The organism is Streptomyces sp. NPDC002276 (genome assembly GCF_053891435.1).
The window spans coordinates 193,716-205,755 of record NZ_JBSFCQ010000010.1 but is presented as its reverse complement, the minus strand read 5'-3'; the positions used below and the strand labels follow the sequence as shown (position 1 = coordinate 205,755).

At 69.0% G+C, this 12,040-nt stretch carries 13 protein-coding genes and 2 pseudogenes; 13 read left to right on the top strand and 2 right to left on the bottom strand.

The features are described 5' to 3' along the window. Window positions 1-27: 27 nt before the first annotated feature. Both ACWIHT_RS25780 and ACWIHT_RS25775 read right to left on the bottom strand, forming a co-directional pair. Window positions 28-1,275, bottom strand: coding sequence for an XRE family transcriptional regulator (locus tag ACWIHT_RS25780; protein ID WP_456170608.1), 1,248 nt, complete (start codon window positions 1,273-1,275; stop codon window positions 28-30). A gap of 158 nt (window positions 1,276-1,433) precedes the next feature. Continuing rightward, window positions 1,434-1,769, bottom strand: a complete 336-nt coding sequence (locus ACWIHT_RS25775) for a winged helix-turn-helix domain-containing protein (RefSeq protein ID WP_456170607.1) — start codon at window positions 1,767-1,769, stop codon at window positions 1,434-1,436. 604 nt (window positions 1,770-2,373) lie between these two features. Between ACWIHT_RS25775 and ACWIHT_RS25770 the strand changes: the two genes are divergently transcribed. From ACWIHT_RS25770 to ACWIHT_RS25710, 13 genes and pseudogenes are all read left to right on the top strand, one after another. Further along, on the top strand, window positions 2,374-2,667 hold the full coding sequence (locus ACWIHT_RS25770) for a hypothetical protein (RefSeq protein ID WP_456170606.1): 294 nt from the start codon (window positions 2,374-2,376) through the stop codon (window positions 2,665-2,667). Continuing rightward, on the top strand, window positions 2,664-2,810 hold the full coding sequence (locus tag ACWIHT_RS25765) for a hypothetical protein (RefSeq protein ID WP_456170604.1): 147 nt from the start codon (window positions 2,664-2,666) through the stop codon (window positions 2,808-2,810). The genes ACWIHT_RS25770 and ACWIHT_RS25765 overlap by 4 nt, the downstream gene beginning before the upstream one ends. Further along, a complete protein-coding gene (locus ACWIHT_RS25760; RefSeq protein ID WP_456170603.1) occupies window positions 2,807-3,256 on the top strand; it encodes a Pycsar system effector family protein in 450 nt (149 codons plus the stop codon). Before ACWIHT_RS25765 ends, ACWIHT_RS25760 begins: the two co-directional genes overlap by 4 nt. Then, window positions 3,253-4,260 carry a DUF2637 domain-containing protein gene (locus tag ACWIHT_RS25755; protein ID WP_456170602.1) on the top strand — a complete coding sequence of 336 codons (1,008 nt, stop codon included), beginning with the start codon at window positions 3,253-3,255 and terminating at the stop codon, window positions 4,258-4,260. The genes ACWIHT_RS25760 and ACWIHT_RS25755 overlap by 4 nt, the downstream gene beginning before the upstream one ends. After that, entirely contained in the window at window positions 4,257-4,907 is a 651-nt protein-coding gene (locus tag ACWIHT_RS25750; protein WP_456170600.1) for a GGDEF domain-containing protein, read from the top strand. Before ACWIHT_RS25755 ends, ACWIHT_RS25750 begins: the two co-directional genes overlap by 4 nt. Beyond that, window positions 4,904-5,293 (top strand): RRQRL motif-containing zinc-binding protein, encoded by a 390-nt coding sequence (locus ACWIHT_RS25745; RefSeq protein WP_456170599.1) that lies wholly within the window; start codon window positions 4,904-4,906, stop codon window positions 5,291-5,293. Before ACWIHT_RS25750 ends, ACWIHT_RS25745 begins: the two co-directional genes overlap by 4 nt. Before the next feature lie 254 nt (window positions 5,294-5,547). Continuing rightward, window positions 5,548-7,789 (top strand): annotated as a pseudogene (locus tag ACWIHT_RS25740) (cell division protein FtsK). A 140-nt stretch (window positions 7,790-7,929) separates the two neighbouring features. Further along, the gene (locus ACWIHT_RS25735; protein WP_456170598.1) at window positions 7,930-8,205 is read left to right on the top strand and encodes a hypothetical protein; all 276 of its coding nucleotides are present in this window, start codon (window positions 7,930-7,932) and stop codon (window positions 8,203-8,205) included. Next, window positions 8,202-8,396, top strand: a complete 195-nt coding sequence (locus tag ACWIHT_RS25730) for a hypothetical protein (RefSeq protein WP_456170597.1) — start codon at window positions 8,202-8,204, stop codon at window positions 8,394-8,396. Before ACWIHT_RS25735 ends, ACWIHT_RS25730 begins: the two co-directional genes overlap by 4 nt. A gap of 15 nt (window positions 8,397-8,411) precedes the next feature. Further along, window positions 8,412-8,891: a hypothetical protein gene (locus ACWIHT_RS25725; RefSeq protein WP_456170596.1), complete on the top strand. Its 480-nt coding sequence runs from the start codon at window positions 8,412-8,414 to the stop codon at window positions 8,889-8,891. Window positions 8,892-9,049: 158 nt separating this feature from the next. Beyond that, window positions 9,050-9,945, top strand: a pseudogene (locus ACWIHT_RS25720) (bifunctional DNA primase/polymerase). 346 nt (window positions 9,946-10,291) lie between these two features. Further along, window positions 10,292-11,467: a DUF3631 domain-containing protein gene (locus tag ACWIHT_RS25715; RefSeq protein WP_456170595.1), complete on the top strand. Its 1,176-nt coding sequence runs from the start codon at window positions 10,292-10,294 to the stop codon at window positions 11,465-11,467. 217 nt (window positions 11,468-11,684) lie between these two features. Then, on the top strand, window positions 11,685-12,005 hold the full coding sequence (locus tag ACWIHT_RS25710) for a helix-turn-helix domain-containing protein (RefSeq protein ID WP_456170594.1): 321 nt from the start codon (window positions 11,685-11,687) through the stop codon (window positions 12,003-12,005). Window positions 12,006-12,040: the final 35 nt, after the last annotated feature.

The following is a 12,040-nucleotide window of genomic DNA, read 5'->3' as shown; positions in this document are numbered from 1 at the left end:
TTTGGGTTGAAATCCTCAAACGAGATCTTACTGAGGTAGGAACCCAGGTTTCTCTTGACCTAGCTCTTGCAGACGTACAAGGTAATCTTGAGCCGATGGTTCTGAGGCGTATCGCCGCTTCATCTCCGCAGCAAGTTCCCGGCTGATCATGATGAGCGACGGCACCGACTGCCGATCCCCTTCGAGGGCGCGGCCTCCCATGGCGAGTGCTTGCTCCAAGTCGCCCTCACGCGCTGCTGTGACTCCCAGCGTGACGCGGGCTTCAGAGTTGTGCATCGGTGCGCGCTCGCTGCCATCGAAGTCCGTTCCCGCCCTCAGTACCTCTTCGGCGAGCGTGCGGGCTAGCTGGTCCTCGCCGACAAGCCGGTAACAGTCCATCGCGTAGTAATCGAACTTGGCCGGGTCCACCACGAAGTGGTTGTCCAGGTTCTCCGGATACGGCATCGCTTCGAGCAACCGCCGCCCCTTGTCCAGCGCAACCTCAACTTGCCGGCGGTCCCCGATCCGTGCCCATGCCTTAGCTTCCTGGGCAGCAAGCTGCACAGCCACGCCGTGATGCGGCGCCGCGTCCGCCCCGGCCTGGGATGCCGCGATGACGCCCCGATAATCGCCGGTCGTGAGAGCGAACCATGCCCGCATCTCGTGAGCCCACCCGGCGACCTCTGCATGGTCAGCCTCAGTCGCGAGTGAGAGCGCGGCTTGCCGCGTGGACTCCGCCGCGTGGCGGTCGCCCGTGTCGTACTCGACATAGCCGACCAGTAGCGCGAGCCAACCGGACAGTGCGAGGACCTCGCGGTGCTGCGCGAGGGTGAGGCTTTTCTTGTGGAGGTCGACGACGCGACGGAGCCACTGCCGCCCCTCAATGAGGAGCTGTTCGCTCGGCATGAACGGGTACTCCGAGCTGAGCCGGTCCGCTGTGATCCGCAGCGCGCCGAGCGTGGCGTTGTCGACGTCCGACCAGTTGAGGCGGCTCACGATCTCCAGTGTTTCCATACCGGACGCTGCCAGGATCTCGCGGTCCCCGTTCCGCCGCGAGGGCGCCGGGAAGAGCGCGTGCGTCACGGTGCCGAAGAGGGCCGCGATGACCGGTTGATAGAAGTCGTTCGGCATCTGGCCTGACTCCCAGCGCTTCCACTGGCGAATCATGCTGTCCTCTGCGGGCAGCTCCGTGGGAGCGTGCACCCGCAGCGCCCTGACTGCGTCGCGCTGAGACCAGCCGCGTGCCGCTCGCTCGGCAGCGATGCGCCGCGCCCATGCGGGCCTGTCGTCGGTCATGTGCCCTCCTCCGAGTGCCTGCTCCGAGTCTCACCCGCGCGCCAGGGGGGCAGGGAAGGGGACACCGGGGTGTCACTGGACATGTCCCCACCTCCGCCTCTCCGTCCCCTGGCTGTCACTTACGTCTCAACTCCCGTTCCTCGCATGCTGGTTGCAGATCACGCACCATTCGGGGCGGAACGTTCTTCGAGCGCTGCGACCCGTTCAGTCAACGCCTGAATCTGGGAGCGGATTTCCGTGATGTCGTCGTGCACGTCGTTGCTGGGGGAAGCTCCGTCACTGACGAAGTTACCGAGGTTCCCGGCCGAGACAATGAGCCCTTCGGCCCTGAGTGTGGCCAAGCCGTTCTGGATGGTCTGGCTCGCGAACCCGAACCGGTCGATCAACTCGCGCTGTGACGGGAGCTTGTCGCCCGGCTTCATCTTCTTGATGTCCACGCGAAGTGCGTCCGCGACCTGCGCCGCTTTCGGCTTCGGCCCTCCTGTGACAGTCATGCCCTGAAGCGTACCCACCACAGCGAACTAGAGCGCATCACTCACGAGGGTTGTGAACCACAGCAGACTAGTGCAAGCTAGTCAATGAACGGCCCCGGGAAATCTCGGGGTTGCAACTGCTTGACCTGCACGAATGCACAGGGCGGGGACGCTGCAATCCCGCTAAAGGCCAGGGGACAGGGCTTCGGCCCGACTGGCGAGGTGGCCCGGTGACCGCGAGCAACGGCCGGAGTGTGGGGACAAGGTCCCCCTTGCAGTGCGTAACCCCAGTTCAGCGAGGCGAAGGAGCGTCAGTGCGTCGACGAAAGCGATGGGCGCGGCCGTGATCGACCAGCACGGCGGCGCCGCTCCATCCCCGGTCCGCTGGCACCGCAGAGTGCTGCGGCCAACTGGTCACCCTTCACCGCATCGCGGCGGCTAGCGCCGCGCCGGTTGCTCGCCCCGGCCGTCCGGGCGCTCTGCGGAGCGCTCCCGTACGGCCGGGGTTGAGAGGAGCCGAACTCCGGTGTTCCACAACGGCTTTCGCCCTCCCGAAGTAGTCGCCGTCTCACCAAACGCCTGCGACTGCTCCGGCTTCCCGTCCCTCCAAATCAGGAGCTTCGCCATGCGCTCATACATCGGCGGTCATCAGGCCGTCACCACGAACGACTTCATCGAACTGGCCCTGGGCACCCCGCCTGAGCTCTGGCTCGGGGATGAGGGCGAGAGCGAGGACGAACGCGCGGCCCGGCTGGACGCGGCGCGCGACATCCTCGCCGACAACCCTGGTCTCCCGGACACCGTGGCCCGTATCGCCGTCGAGGTGATCGAGGCGCACGCCCCGGAACTGTTCAACGTCGTCCCGCTGACCCGGCCGGCCGCCAGGCGTCGGGTCTCCCGGAAGGGAGCGGCGGCATGAGCGACGGCCCTGACTTCAACGACCGCATGTTCCTGGAGAGTGAGGCGGTCTACCAGCGGATTCTTGACGGTCAGGTCACGGACGTAGAAGCCGAGCTGATGGATGCCAAGTTGCGGGCTTCGGCGGACGGTGAGACGTCATGAGCGCCTGTGAGCAGAATCTGACGGCTGCGCATGCCGAGGTGAAAGCGGAGATCGCGCGGACGGACACGAAGACCGGTCTGTTGCTGGCATTTGTCGGCGCGGTACTGGCCGGGGCCTGGACGGTCGCCAAGGATGTCCCGCTGAACGCCGTTTCCCTCACGGTGGGCGGCACGGGCATGGCGCTGTTGGTCGTGGCGGCCGGTCTGTTACTGCGGTCGGTGCGCCCCAACACCAAGGGTCGGCAGGGTTTCCCGCTGTGGGCGACGCTCACCGCCGAAGAGATCGCGACCGTGCTGTCCGAGGACACCCTCAGCGCGGACATCGCGGGCTTGTCCCGCCTCGCTGTCGTCAAGTTCACCGGCCTGCGCCGCGCGGTCGACCTCACCTGCGCAGGCGGTGCGCTGCTCATTGCTGCGGCCCTGATCGCTGCGGGGGGTGCGGCATGAGGCGGGCCACGAACATGCAGACGCCGGAGCAGCAGGAACAGGCCCCTGCGGTCAGGGTGCCGCCGTTGTCGAAGCCGGAGTTGTGGCTGTTGGGCGTGGTCGCGGTGCTCGCGGCCGGGGTCGGTGGGCTGGGTCTGGCGTCCTCGTTCGAGGCGGTGTCGGCGGCGGGTGCCCGCTGGGGGTTCGCGTCCCCGTGGATGCTGCCGGTCGGTATCGACGTGGCCATCCCGGTGTTCACCGCGGCGTTCCTGCTGCTGATCCGTACGGACATGCCGTTGGGCTGGGTGCGGTTCGTGCCGTGGGTGCTGACCGGGGTGACGTGCTGGCTGAACATCGCGGCCGGACAGTCGCTGTCCGCGAAGGTGGCGCACGGCACGATGCCGCTGCTGTGGGTGGTGCTGTCCGAGGTGGCCGCGCACGTCTACGCCTCCCGGATCGGCGCCGTGACCGGTCGGCGGATGGAGAAGATTCGCCGTTCGCGCTGGCTGCTCGCCCCGCTGTCCACGTTCGCCCTGTGGCGGCGCATGACCTTGTGGGAGGTCACCTCCTACACGGACGCGCTCGCCCGGGAGCGGGAGCGGCAGTTGGTCCGCGCGCAGCTGCGGCAGCGGCACGGCCGACGCTGGCGGTCGCAGACGCCGCGCCCCGAGCGGGTGCTGTTGAAGCTGGGTGAACTGGCCCCGTCCGGTGGGGACTTGCCGCCCGTGTCGCCGCAGAATCCTGAGCCCCCGAACCGGGAGGCACCGAAGGCGCCCCGCAAGCGCGGCGCCAGGGCCAAGGGCGCGAAGGCTCCGCGGACGCCTGCGGAACTGTTCGTTGAAGCCCGTGAGGCCACGGCCGGGTGGGCGGATGGCGCGATCAACGCGGAGGCGATCCGTACGACGCTGCACTGCTCGGCAGCTAACTCCCGTGTGCTGCGGGACCTGTTGCTCAGCGAGCGCGCGGACGGCCGGCGCCTGCACCCGGTCGACGGCGCCGATGCCGGAGAGGGGGCGGCGGCATGAGCACCGTTGCCACGATCCTGCTGTCCGCACTGCCGCTCGCGGCAGGTTGGGCGGTCCACGTGTGGTGGCTGCGCGCCTGCCTGACCACTGCCCGCCGCGACCCGCTGACTGGGCTGTGGACCCGTGACGGGTTCACCCGCCGTGCCACCGTCCTGCTGAGGGATCCGCGCGCGGTGGTGGTGCTGGCCGACGTCGACAAGTTCAAGCGGATCAACGACACGTACGGGCACGCGGCCGGGGACGCGCTGTTGAAGACGACCGCCGACCGCCTCGCCCACCACGTCGGCCGTGCCGGGGTCGCCGGACGGCTCGGGGGCGACGAGTTCGCCGCCGTCGTGATCGACGACCACGGCACCGCAGCGGACCTGCTCGCAGTCCTGCACGGCGTGCTCGCCCGGCCGGTCGACGGACAGGACCCCGCGGTGTGCACCACGGTCTCGCTCGGCTGGGTCCGCGCGGTCGACTTCCCCGCCGATGACCTGTCCGGTCTGCTGCGGCGGGCGGATGAGGCGATGTACGCGGCCAAGCAAGGCCGCGCCGGACTGCGTCGGGCGGGTCTCGGCCGGCTGTTCGCCACGGTCGCCGGACGACGCTCCGGACGGCCCGGTGCGCGGTCGCGTGTGCCGGTCGTGGCGGTGGCGGCATGACGACCTTGACGTTCGCCAAGTGCTACGACCCCACCGGTGCCCGCTACGGCGTGCCTACGTTCCCGTGGCGTCTGGCCCCGGACGGCTACGCCACCCGCCGTCAGCTCCGTGACCGCGGACTACGCCCCGGCGGACAGCCCGTCGCCGCGCAGGTGATGCGCCGTCACCAGGGCCGCAAGTCCGGCGCCCAGGTCGCCTACCTCTACCGCGTCGACCGAGCGAAGCCGGTCCGGCCGATGACCTCGCGCAAGTGGGGCGCCCTCGCCCTGGCGATGCTCGCCCGTCGCACCTGCCCCAAGTGCCGTGTGACCTACAGCTACTGCCTCCCGACCTCGCTTGGGATGTGCATCCTCTGCGCCTATCCCGAGGAACAGCGCGCCGCGTGATCTACCAGATGTCCAGGAACTCCCAGAGAGCTTCCGCGATTCGGTTCCTGCGTCGGTGTGCCTTGCTGCAATAGCGCCGCTTTCGCCAGCGGCTTTCCGGCTGTTGCACCGACTCGCCGCACCACTCGCACGGCCGCGTTCTGGACTCAGCTTTCCCCATGCCACCCCCCGTAGCACCCTGCGCGGGGTCCGTCCGCCTACCTCCTACAGCGACGGCCGGACCCCGCCTTTCCTCCACTTGGAAGGAACCTTCAGTGAAGCACCCCGACGACGAGAACGAACTCTTCAACCGACTCGAAGCAGAACTCAACACCGACCTCTCCCCCGACTCCGGGGGAGAGGTAGTCGACCTCGGCAAGGCCCGATCGGCGCGCGGAGAGTCGCCCGACCCGACCACCCGACCCGACGCCGACCAGTCGGCCGACTCCGGTGCGGACCGGTCGGGCGCCGAGTCGGGCGACCCGACCGCGCGCGTGATGGTCGACGTTCCGACCGTCAAGGCGGCCGGTCCGGGCTACCTGGGTCGGCTTCTCGCCGCGCAGCGCCGTCCGGTCGTTCCGCCGTGGCTTCAGTCCGTGGCAGAGCTGAAGACCGCGTCCGCGTGGGTGGCCCGCCACTACGCGCACTCGGTCGGCTATCACGCCCTGCGCTCCCCGGTCTACGCCGCACGGCTCACGCTCCAAGCGCCGTCCGGCGCGGCGAAGTTCGTGGGCGGCACGCTGCGGTGGATGGCCGACCGCGAGGGCGAACCGGTCCGCCTCGCCGCCGTGCGCCGCGAGGACGCTGCCGAGTACCTGAAGCTCTCAAGGCAGCGCGACGGACGCGTCCGACTGCGCACCCTGGTGACCGTGCTCGGCATGTTCATCGGGCTGGGCTCCGCGCTCGCCATCTACGTGCTCGCCCCCGATTGGCTTCAGGCCCTGTCGGTCGGCGCGGTCACCCTCGCGCTCGGGTACGCCGGCCGTCGCGCCGATGCCCCGGTCATTCACCGGGCGGTGGAACTGCCCACCGCCGTCAAGCTCACGTCGGACATCGTGCTGCGTGCGCTCGGCTCGCTCGGCATCCCCGCCATCAACCAGGCACAGGGCAAGGGCCGTGACGGATTCGAGTTCACCGCCCCCATCACCCGCGACGGACCCGGCTGGCGTGCGGAGGGCAACCTCCCGTACGGCGTCACCGTGACCGACATCATCGAGCGCCGCGAACGCCTCGCGTCCGGTCTGCGCCGCCCGCTGGGCTGCGTGTGGCCCGAGGCGGTGGCCGACGAGCACACCGGGCACCTGGTGCTGTGGGTCGGCGATCAGGACATGTCCAAGGCGAAGAAGCCCGCGTGGCCGCTGGCGAAGTCGGGAGCCACGGACCTGTTCAAGCCGGTCGCGTTCGGCACCGACCAGCGCGGACGCTGGGTCGAGATCACGCTCATGTACATCGCGGCCGTCATCGGAGCCATCCCGCGCATGGGCAAAACCTTCCTGCTGCGACTCCTGTTGCTGATCGCGGCGTTGGACCCGCGTGCCGAGCTGCACACCTACGACCTCAAGGGCACCGGCGACCTGGACCCGGTCGGCAACGCCGTCTCCTACTGCCACCGCGCCGGCGATGAGGAAGAGGACATCGAGTACGCGGTACGGGACCTGCGCGCGCTGCGTCAGGAACTGCGCCGCCGCGCCAAGATGATCCGCTCCCTGCCGCGGGACATCTGTCCCGAGTCGAAGGTGACGTCCCAGCTCGCGGACATGAAGCACCTCGGGTTGCACCCGATCGTGGTCGGGGTGGATGAGTGCCAGGTCTGGTTCGAGCACGAGAAGTACGGCAAGGAACTCGAAGAGATCTGCACCGACCTGGTCAAACGCGGTCCGGCCACCGGGATCGTGTTGTTGCTGGCGACGCAGCGGCCGGACGCGAAGGCGCTGCCCACCGGTATCTCTGCGAACGCGTCGGCGCGGTTCTGCCTGAAGGTCATGGGCCAGCTGGAGAATGACATGGTGCTCGGCACCTCCGCGTACAAGCGCGGGGTGCGGGCGACCATGTGTTCTCGTGGGGTGACAAGGGCATCCACTACTTCGTCGGCGAGGGCGCGGACGCCCGGATCGTCGGCTCGGTCTACGTGGACGCCCCGGCCGCCGAAGCCATCGGTGCCCGCGCCCGCAAGGCCCGCGAACTGGCTGGCACGCTCTCCGGCTACGCGCTCGGCGAGGGCCGGTGCCGGATGCGGGCAGCGCCTACGACCTGCTGCGCGACATCCTCGCCGTCGTGCCCGCCGACGAACCGAAGCTGTGGTCTGAGACGGTCGTCGCCCGTCTCGCCGACCTGCGCGAGGGCGTCTACGACGGCTGGGACCCCGAAGGGCTCGCCGCGGCGCTGAAGCCGCACGGCGTCGTCACGATCCAGGTGGGGCGCCGGGTCAACGGCAAGGTGGTCAACCGGCGCGGTATCGACTGCTCCCACATCACCGCTGCGATTGCGGAGCGTGACGGAAACCGGGATGCGGGCTGACGCTCCGGGGCCGCTAGCGCTAGCGGCACACCCCGCTAACGTTAGCGGCCCCGCTAGCGCCCCAAACCTGATCTGATCAGGCCGCTAGCGGATAGCGGCCCACCTGCGGAAACCCCTGAAAACCGCCTGGGAGGGCTCTGATGACCCCCATCCTGCTCGCTATCGCCATGCCTCTTATCGTTACGCTGTGTTATGTCGCGGTGTGCGCGGTCTCGCCGTTCGGGAACTGCCGCAAGTGCAACGGCTGGGGCTTCGCGATGAAGACCGACCGCAAGGGCCGCCAGAAGCGCGGCAAGGACTGCCGCCGCTGCCACGCGACCGGCAAGCGCATACGCGCCGGCCGCTGGCTCTACAACCGGTGGGCCCGCATCTACCGCGCCGGCACCGACACCCCGCGCCCGGAAGGCTCGCGATGATCCTGAACATTTCCGCGGTGCTGCTGTTCGGCGCCGCCTCCGCCCTCGCCGTCAAGACCAGGTCCGCCGGCGGAGGCGCGGCCATCGTGCTGTTCCTGTTCGGGTTCTTCGTCGCCGGGACCGGCGCGTACGAGCCCATCCACAACCTCGTGCAGGCGTCCGCCGACGCCCTGTCCGCCCTCGGCAACTGAAGCAGGAGAGCCGCCATGAGCGAACCCCTCACGCCCTACGACTACCACCGCCCCTCGGGTCACAACGCGGCGGTCGTTGAGGTCCACCACCCCACGCCGCTCGCCCCGGTACCGCACGCCGCGCCGCTCATGCACGTGCAGCCCGGCAGCATCCCCGCGGTGGCGAGCATCGTTCTGCCGGACAGCCGCGTCGTCACCGGCTACGCCATGGAGCCCACCAAGCCCGAACCCGTCGCGACCAAGCCGGCCGTCTCGCGTACGGCGGTGAACATCGCGCTCGGAGGCATCGGGTTTGGCGCCGTGTGCGGCGGCCTGGTCTTGCTGACCACGTTCATCGCCGCACTGGCCGCGCTGATCCATCAGCTCATCGTCCTCGCCGCCGTCATCTTCGGTGGCTGGGTCGCTGTGCAGGTGTTCAGCGCGAGCGGCCGTGGCAGCGGGACAACGGTCAACATCCGCAAGGCCGTCTTCAAGCGCAACCACTTCCACAGCTAGCTGCCCGGGGCGGGCGCCGTCTCACCACAAGCCTGCGCCCGCCCCGGTTCTCCAGTCCCTCCAAGAGAGCAGGAGACCTACAGCATGACCCAACGTCGTGCATTCGGCGAGGGCCGTCCGGCCCATGCCACCCCATCGAGCACGTCGGGGGTGAGCGGATGAATCGCCACCTCCTTTACGCCGCACTGGACGCTGCGGAACGAGGGTGGGCTGTCCTCCCTCTGCGCCCCGGCGACAAGCGTCCGGCCCTGCACGGTGAAGACGTTTGCCCCGGCATCGGAGACTGCGCGGGCGGTCACCGCAAGTGGGAAGAGCGCGCCACCATCGACCCGGACCGCATCCGCCGCGCGTGGGGCGACCTGCCGTTCAACGTCGGCATTGCGACCGGTCCCTCCGGGCTGGTTGTCGTCGACCTCGACATGCCGAAACGCAAGTGCAAGGGCAGTGCGGACACACCTTCCGGCGTGACGACCTTTGCGGCGCTCTGCGAGCGCGCCGGACAGGCCATACCCACCACCCGTACGACCCGGACCGCGAGCGGCGGGGTCCACCTGTACTTCACCGCCCCACCTGGCGCGCGGCTCGGCAACACGGCCGGACGGCTCGGCAAACGCATCGACACCCGTGCTTGGGGTGGCTACGTCGTCGCCCCCGGCAGTCTCACCCCCACCGGTGCCTACGCGATCGTCGACGACACCCCACCCGCCCCGCTGCCGGATTGGCTGTACGCCCGTCTGACGGTTCGTCAGGCCTCGCGGGCTTGACGGCCGCACCGTCATCGGTTCGAGCGTCCAGCTACGCCGTATCGGGCTTGAACGCCGAAACGGCGAGCGTGCGCACGGCCCCGGAGGGCGAGCGCAACGCCACGTTGCTCCGGGCAGCGCGAGCCATGGGGCGCTTCATCGCGTGGGGCGACCTCCCCAGGGAGCAGGTTGAGGAGGCTCTTCAGTGGGCGGGGGAGCAGGCCGGTCTTGCTCCGCGGTCCTGTGAGGCGACCATTCGCAGCGGTCTGAACTGGTCGATTGCCCGCAACAGTCAGCGGAGGGCGGCATGAGCACACCTCGCCGACCCTCCCTGAAGAGCCTTCCCGCCACCCCCACCGGTCCGCGCGCCGCTGCACAACCGGTGCCCGGTCCGGCCGTGGGCGAGCCGAAAGGCGTCGCCGTAGGCGTCCGCACTGCTCTTCGCTCTAGCCCGAGCAGGGGTGACGGCCGGTACCCGGTCGCGTGGCTGTGCATCAGCGCCCCGCGCGGCGCCGTGCCTACCGCCACCTCGAAGTGCCTGTGCGGCAGGGACCGAAGCGCCGTTGGCCACACGAAGGTGCTGGCCCTGATCGCAGACCACACCGCTCACCGCGACGAATGCCCGCTCCGCACCACCCAGGAAGGGAGGGCCGCGGCATGACCACCAATCCGCCGGCGCACCCGACGGACGGCTCCGCCCTGCTTGATGAGGTCGAAGCCTTCCATCGTCGCTTCAACGTCTTCCCTCTCGAAGCCGCCTACGTCGCAGTCACGCTGTGGAACGCGCACGCGCACCTACTCGACTGCTTCGACGCGACGCCCCGCATCGCGTTCCTGTCGCCGGAGCCGGGCTCCGGGAAGTCGCGGGCGCTGGAGATCATCGAAACCCTGGTGCCCAAGCCGCTCGTTGCGGCCAACGCGTCCGCCTCGGTGCTCTTCCGTGCCGTGTCCACCCTGGAGACCCGTCCCACGATCCTCTTCGACGAGGTCGACACGGTGTTCGGGCCCAAGGCCGGGGACAACGAACCGCTGCGCGGGTTCCTCAACGCCGGCCACCGCCGCGGGGTCGGCATGTGGCGCTGCGTCGGGGACGGAGCCAACCAGCAAGTACAGGAGTTCCCGTCGTACTGCGCGGTCGCGATGGCCGGGCTCGGCTCGCTGCCGGACACGATCCTGACCCGCTCGGTCATCATCCGGATGCGCCGCCGCGCGAGGAACGAGTACGTGGAGCCCTACCGCCAGCGCATCCATGAGAAGGAAGGCAACGCGCTGTGTGACCGGCTCACCAACTGGGCACAGTCCGTGGCGCACTTGGTCGACGGAGTGTTCCCCGAACTGCCCCCGGAGGTCACGGACCGGCCCGCGGACGTCTGGGAACCGCTTCTCGCGGTTGCCGACGCTGCCGGGGGCGAATGGCCGGAGCGAGCCCGCACGGCATGTGTGGAACTGGTCAACGCGGCCAAGGTCGGAGACAAGGGCAGCACCGGTATCCGGCTGCTTACCGACCTGCGCGACCACGTGTTCAACGGCATCGACCGCCTGCCCACCGTCGCCGTTCTCGACCGTCTGCACAGCCTTGACGAGGCGCCGTGGGCGGACATGAGCGGCAAGCCCCTGGACGCACGTGGGCTCGCTCGGATGCTGCGCGAGTACATGACCGCGGACAACACCCCGATCGCGGCACGGAACATCAAAGCGGGCGGCAGCGTGATGAAGGGCTACTACGCCGCAGACCTCTATGACGCGTGGGAACGCTACTGCCCCCCACCCCCTGAGAGTCCGCTACTTCCGCTACCGCCGCTACCGGGCAGGTCAGAGGCCCGAAAAAGGTAGTGGCCAAGGCGAATTTGTCCGCTACCCGCACCGCTTTATCCGCTACCGGTCCCGCACCACCCCGAGGGCCGGTAGCGGATTCATCCGCTACCGCTCCTCCTATCCGCTACCTCGATCATGCCCCTGACCAGGGAGGTAGCGGAGGTAGCGGAAGTAGCGGACCTGACAGGTAGGGGCCGAGCTTCTCCTGTCCGCTCAACTTCCCGGAAGAGGTGTCATGAACTCGGGCCAGAGGAACCAGGGCCTTCCACCGACGTACTCACCTGCCGAAGTCGCTGAGGCGCTCGACTGCTCGGAGTGGTGGGTGAAGGAACAAGCGCGGCGCCGCCGCATCCCGTTCATCCGCGGCGGCAGCGGCTACCGCTTTACACGGGCTCACGTGGAGGAGATCTTCCACATCTTTGAGGAGCGTCCGGACCAGGTGAACGCCCCTGAGGACAAGGCCATTTCGGCGCGCGGACGCACGGTCGTCTTCTTCGATGTGCCCACAGTGAAACTCAAGGCACGTCGCCCACGGCGCGCCCGGAACGCAGCCTGACCAACCGAATGACCGCGATGGGTGGGAGCCGAACC

Coding starts and splice junctions, on each gene's coding strand:
- ACWIHT_RS25770 (WP_456170606.1), top strand. CDS start 2,374: ATGCGCTCATACATCGGCGGTCATCAGGCCGTCACCACGAACGACTTC.
- ACWIHT_RS25710 (WP_456170594.1), top strand. CDS start 11,685: ATGAACTCGGGCCAGAGGAACCAGGGCCTTCCACCGACGTACTCACCT.
- ACWIHT_RS25715 (WP_456170595.1), top strand. CDS start 10,292: ATGACCACCAATCCGCCGGCGCACCCGACGGACGGCTCCGCCCTGCTT.
- ACWIHT_RS25735 (WP_456170598.1), top strand. CDS start 7,930: ATGACCCCCATCCTGCTCGCTATCGCCATGCCTCTTATCGTTACGCTG.
- ACWIHT_RS25730 (WP_456170597.1), top strand. CDS start 8,202: ATGATCCTGAACATTTCCGCGGTGCTGCTGTTCGGCGCCGCCTCCGCC.
- ACWIHT_RS25745 (WP_456170599.1), top strand. CDS start 4,904: ATGACGACCTTGACGTTCGCCAAGTGCTACGACCCCACCGGTGCCCGC.
- ACWIHT_RS25750 (WP_456170600.1), top strand. CDS start 4,257: ATGAGCACCGTTGCCACGATCCTGCTGTCCGCACTGCCGCTCGCGGCA.
- ACWIHT_RS25755 (WP_456170602.1), top strand. CDS start 3,253: ATGAGGCGGGCCACGAACATGCAGACGCCGGAGCAGCAGGAACAGGCC.
- ACWIHT_RS25765 (WP_456170604.1), top strand. CDS start 2,664: ATGAGCGACGGCCCTGACTTCAACGACCGCATGTTCCTGGAGAGTGAG.
- ACWIHT_RS25780 (WP_456170608.1), bottom strand. CDS start 1,275: ATGACCGACGACAGGCCCGCATGGGCGCGGCGCATCGCTGCCGAGCGA.
- ACWIHT_RS25775 (WP_456170607.1), bottom strand. CDS start 1,769: ATGACTGTCACAGGAGGGCCGAAGCCGAAAGCGGCGCAGGTCGCGGAC.
- ACWIHT_RS25725 (WP_456170596.1), top strand. CDS start 8,412: ATGAGCGAACCCCTCACGCCCTACGACTACCACCGCCCCTCGGGTCAC.
- ACWIHT_RS25760 (WP_456170603.1), top strand. CDS start 2,807: ATGAGCGCCTGTGAGCAGAATCTGACGGCTGCGCATGCCGAGGTGAAA.